Source organism: Mycobacterium sp. TH-M15, assembly GCF_057473705.1.
Window position 1 is genome coordinate 1 of the sequence record NZ_JBYCLB010000668.1, and the last position, 4,139, is coordinate 4,139.

The 4,139-nt window shown below is 69.8% G+C and carries 9 protein-coding genes and 1 pseudogene; 2 read left to right on the forward strand and 8 right to left on the reverse strand.

What is annotated here, in order from left to right; translation table 11 throughout:
- Nucleotides 1-407 (reverse strand): PQQ-dependent sugar dehydrogenase (locus AC2VNT_RS16325; protein WP_486947849.1); only part of this gene is annotated, 407 nt, incomplete at its 3' end.
- A gap of 190 nt (nt 408-597) precedes the next feature.
- On the opposite strand from AC2VNT_RS16325, the gene AC2VNT_RS16330 reads away from it, so the two are divergent.
- Nucleotides 598-1,392, forward strand: coding sequence for a DoxX family protein (locus tag AC2VNT_RS16330; RefSeq protein ID WP_486947850.1), 795 nt, complete (start codon nt 598-600; stop codon nt 1,390-1,392).
- Between the two features lie 171 nt (nt 1,393-1,563).
- Here AC2VNT_RS16330 and AC2VNT_RS16335 read toward each other — a convergent pair whose 3' ends face one another.
- From AC2VNT_RS16335 to AC2VNT_RS16365, 7 genes are all read right to left on the reverse strand, one after another.
- Nucleotides 1,564-1,902 (reverse strand): PH domain-containing protein, encoded by a 339-nt coding sequence (locus tag AC2VNT_RS16335; protein WP_486947857.1) that lies wholly within the window; start codon nt 1,900-1,902, stop codon nt 1,564-1,566.
- Between the two features lie 81 nt (nt 1,903-1,983).
- Entirely contained in the window at nt 1,984-2,301 is a 318-nt protein-coding gene (locus AC2VNT_RS16340; RefSeq protein ID WP_486947851.1) for a type II toxin-antitoxin system RelE family toxin, read from the reverse strand.
- Nucleotides 2,298-2,423, reverse strand: a complete 126-nt coding sequence (locus tag AC2VNT_RS16345) for a hypothetical protein (protein ID WP_486947852.1) — start codon at nt 2,421-2,423, stop codon at nt 2,298-2,300. The genes AC2VNT_RS16340 and AC2VNT_RS16345 overlap by 4 nt, the downstream gene beginning before the upstream one ends.
- Before the next feature lie 6 nt (nt 2,424-2,429).
- The gene (locus AC2VNT_RS16350) at nt 2,430-2,591 is read right to left on the reverse strand and encodes a type II toxin-antitoxin system Phd/YefM family antitoxin (RefSeq protein WP_486947853.1); all 162 of its coding nucleotides are present in this window, start codon (nt 2,589-2,591) and stop codon (nt 2,430-2,432) included.
- Nucleotides 2,592-2,652: 61 nt separating this feature from the next.
- Nucleotides 2,653-3,147: an MPT63 family protein gene (locus AC2VNT_RS16355; protein WP_486947854.1), complete on the reverse strand. Its 495-nt coding sequence runs from the start codon at nt 3,145-3,147 to the stop codon at nt 2,653-2,655.
- Between the two features lie 111 nt (nt 3,148-3,258).
- Complete coding sequence (locus tag AC2VNT_RS16360; RefSeq protein WP_486947855.1) at nt 3,259-3,546, reverse strand: Txe/YoeB family addiction module toxin; 288 nt, start codon at nt 3,544-3,546, stop codon at nt 3,259-3,261.
- A complete protein-coding gene (locus tag AC2VNT_RS16365; RefSeq protein WP_486947856.1) occupies nt 3,543-3,812 on the reverse strand; it encodes a type II toxin-antitoxin system Phd/YefM family antitoxin in 270 nt (89 codons plus the stop codon). The genes AC2VNT_RS16360 and AC2VNT_RS16365 overlap by 4 nt, the downstream gene beginning before the upstream one ends.
- A gap of 97 nt (nt 3,813-3,909) precedes the next feature.
- Between AC2VNT_RS16365 and AC2VNT_RS16370 the strand changes: the two are divergent.
- Nucleotides 3,910-4,041: pseudogene (locus AC2VNT_RS16370) on the forward strand (hypothetical protein); the annotation flags it as partial.
- Between the last annotated feature and the right edge of the window lie 98 nt (nt 4,042-4,139).

Here is a 4,139-nt window from a genome sequence, read left to right on the forward strand (position 1 = left end):
CGGTCCTGGGCGTAGCTGGGCGACAGCACGATGTCCATCAGCCCGCCGTCGCCGCCGGCGTCGACCGGGATGACGGTCTTGAGCTTGGGCTCGTGTCTCACTGAGACCTCTTTGACCGCCCCGGTAATCCGCTCGGCCACCAGCGCCGACTTGCTGTCCGGCAGCATGATCAGCCCGCTGGTGCTCTCCAGGCAGCCCTGCATCACTCCGGGTGCCGGGCACTTCTTGCGGGGCAGGTTGTCCGGCAGCGGCGGCGGCGGCGTCGTCGTGGTCTGTTTCATCCCCCGGCGCGGCACGGCGGTGAACGGATCGGACAGGTCGTTGTTGAATTGCGCGCACCCGGTCAGCAGCAGCAGCGGCGCGCAGGACGCGGCCAGCACGCGACGCACCGATCCCCACTTCCGCATCTCGTCAGATTACGGACACCCCCGGCGGGTCTGCCACATCGGTGCTGCGGCGGCGACGGTCCAGGCGGCCGACGGCTCGGCATTCGGGTCGGTACCCGCGCCGATAGCCGCGCCGTCGCGTCCGGAAAGTCGGTGGTCGTCCGGCGGTTCACCGCCCAATCCAGCCGGGGTTAGCCGTACCCTGTCAGGCGTGACCAAGCACTCAGTGGACTCGGGCTGGCGGCGGCTGGGCGGTTCAGCGACGGTTGGCAAGTCCGCGAAGATGGTCGATCCGGAGGATGATCTGCCCTCAGCCGACTATGCCGGAGACTACGAGACCACCGCCCTCCCGTCGTACGGCTCGAGCCACCCGGGCTCCGACTACCACCCGCTGGACAGCGAGCTGCCCTATGCGCCGGCGACCGACGGCCTCTCTGGGCTCGACGAGTCGGTCGCCGCCGACCCGCTGGATCGCGGCGCGGACCGGCGCGGCACCCAGGACCTGGGCCTGCTGCTGCTGCGGCTCGGCCTGGGCGTGGTGCTGATCGTGCACGGGCTGCAGAAGGTGTTCGGCTGGTGGGGCGGCGAGGGGCTGGGTGGCTTCCGTAAGTCGCTCACCGACGCCGGCTACCTGCACACCGACATCCTGACCTACGTGGCCGCGGGCGGGCAGGTCGCCGCCGGGGTGCTGCTGGCGTTCGGGCTGTTCACGCCGCTGGCCGCCGCCGGCGCGCTGGCCTACCTGCTCAACGGGGTGCTGGCCGGCGTCTCCACCCAGGAGGGCAGCCGGCTCTCCTACTTCATGTCGGGCGACCACGAATACCAGGTGATGATGGCATTGATCGCCGTCGTCGTGATTCTGGCCGGACCGGGCCGCTACGCGCTCGACGGCGACCGAGGCTGGGCCAGGCGACCGTTCATCGGCTCGTTCGTGGTGCTGCTGATCGGCATCGCCGGCGGGGTGACGATATGGGTGCTCCTCAACGGCGCCAACCCGCTGGGCTAGGCGATCGCAAGCGCGGCACAGCCGGGCGCGGCGGGTCGCCGTCTATGGGCTAGCTAGGCGATCGCAAGCGCGGCATAGCCGGGCGCGGCGGGTCGCCGTCTATGGGCTAGCTAGGCGATCGCAAGCGCGGCACAGCCGGGCGCGGCGGGTCGCCGTCTATGGGCTAGGCGATCACCGGTACGGGTTCGGCACCCGCCCGCCGCTGGCCTCGGTGAGCAGCGGCAGCGTCGCGAAGGTGACCGCCGGAAGCCGCAGCTGAGTGCCGTCGGCCAGCTGCGCCCGCGCCCAGGAGCCCCGGGTGAACCGCAGTCCGTCGATCTGCCCCCAGCGCACCGTCCGGGCGCCCAGCAGGCTCCGAGCGGTCACCGTCTCGGCGTCGGCGACGGTGCGCAGCCGCACGATCAGCGCCGACAGCAGCACCGGGATGACCAGCAGCGGCGCGCTGGGTGGCCAGAGCTGCACCGGGATCAGCAGACCCAGCGCGAAGAAGCCGACCGCGAAGTGCGCCATCGGCGAGATGCGCAGCACCACCGGCCGCTTCGGGGCTGCGTCGGGGGAGTCGGGGGGTTGCGGGGCCACCCAGGGATGATGTCATCCTGCCGGTGGCAGTGCCGCGTCGGTCGGGCCGCCGCTCCGGGTGCGGTCGGGGTCGCCGCGGCCGAACAGGCCGCCGACGATCACGCTCCGCTGCGCGTCGTCGATCCGATAGAGGACGCGGTAGGTGCCGCGGTGAGCACTGAACCGATCCTGCAAAGGTGGCCGGAGCCGCTTGCCGACCCGGTGCGGGTTGTCGAGCAACGGGCCGACGATGAACTCATCCGCGGCGAACGCGACCGCCTCGGGAAGCTCCTCCGCCAACTGCCGTTTCGCGGTAGGGGCAATAATCAGCCGGTACCGTCCGCCGGTCACGACTTCGCATGTGCCCGGTGTGCGCGCATCGCGGCGTCGAGGCTGTCTTGGTCTTCGCCCGCACCGCGGGCGAACTCGGCATCGGCGTCGGCGAGCGCGCCGCGCGGTCGGAGAGCCGCCACGGTTTCTTACAGCGCCTCCAGGTCGTCGACGGCAACCAGCACCGCGGTGGGGCGGCCGTGCACGGTGACGGTGACCCGTTCGTGGTGCTCAGCGACCCGGGCCACCAACTCCGGCAGATGTGTTTTCGCCTCCGCGAGGGGGCTGAACGCGAACCCCGATGCCGACATCGTCATAAGCATGACCAACCCTCGGGTCGATGTCACGCCAGTTGGCTGCGGGCTCCTATGGCTACGGCCCCCAGACCATCAGGTCTTCGATGCCGTTGTTCATGGTGACGGTGGTCGGCGCCGGCCCGGTGACGTCGAAGTAGACCTTGCCGGTCGCGGTGGCGCCGGCCGGGATGGTGGCGGCGCTGATGCCCTTCGGCGCGGCGACCTCCCACAGCACCCGGTAGACGGCCTGGTTGGGGGCGACGGCGTTGAACTGGGAGACGGCCGGGGTCACCGGATCGTTGATGGCATGCACCGTCGCGGTGGCCTCCCAGACCTTGCCGGTCACCGGGAAGTCCGGCATGGTGTCGCTGCTGGGCTTGAGGCCTTCGACCCGCCAGGAGAACGTCACCTGGCCGACGGTGTCGGTCATCTGCAGCGTGCTGCCCAAGGTGCCGACGATCGGGTACGGGCCGGCCTGGGCGACAGGTACGACGGTGGCCGTGCCGGTGGTTACGACGGCCGCCAGGGCCAGGGCCGCGGCGGCCCCTTTCATCGCCGTTCGTCTCGTCATCGTGGTTGTCATGATGTCCTCCCCGCGCGCTGGCCCATTGAAGCAGTAGCTTCCGGTCTACCACCGATTCGCGGGTCGGTCCGGTGGCTGCGACGCTGTTGCGCGCGACCCCTACGTGCCGACGTCGTCCCTTCCGAGGCCGGAGTAGTGGTAGCGGCAGGACAGCACGACGATGTGGGCGTCGGTGACGGTGTAGACGAGTCGGTGCTGTTGGGTGATCCGCCGCGACCATGCGCCGGACAGGGTGCCGCGTAGCGGTTCGGGCTTGCCGATGCCTTTGAACGGGTCGCGGAGGCGGTCGGTTATCAGTTTCGCGGCGCGGCCGGCGGCCTTCTTATCCTCGGCGAGCAGGTCGGTGTAGGAGCGCCAGCCAGAGGGGGTAAAGGCGACAGTCCTCAATCGCTGGGCTCGATCCGGTCATCGCGGACGTGGGCTTCGATGAGCCGGCCGGATCGGAACTCGTCCATCGAGCGGTTCAGGTGCGCGGCATTGGCCGGGCTGGAGAGCAGGTACAGGGTCTCTTCCATCGAGCGGTAATCGTCTAGGGCTATCAGCACCGCGTCGCCGCGTCTGCTGGTGATCGTCACCGGCTCGCGATTCTCGTTGACCTCGGCCAGCAACCGGAACAGATCCTTGCGTGCGCCGCTCGCGGTCATCTCAGCCATAGCCGCCTCCTATTGGTACAGCACCTCCGTACAAGAGCACTGATGGCGCTGCGAAGTTCCGGGCAAGGCGCAGGCCGGCTGCTCGGCGATACGATCAGGCGTTGGGGCCGCCGTCAAGCGTGGAGCCGACCGTAAGACCGGGCCTCGCCCGGCGGGTGGCGGTGAAGCGCGGAAGGGAACCAGCCCAACGGCTGGCGAACAACCCCGAGACGGGGTGCAAGTCGCATGATCACTAGCCGGGCTTCGCCCCATCCCGACGGGCATGTTGGTCGGGTTGATTTCGGGGACTCCGGCCGGGCGGGATGAAGACCCTGGTCGAACGGTGCC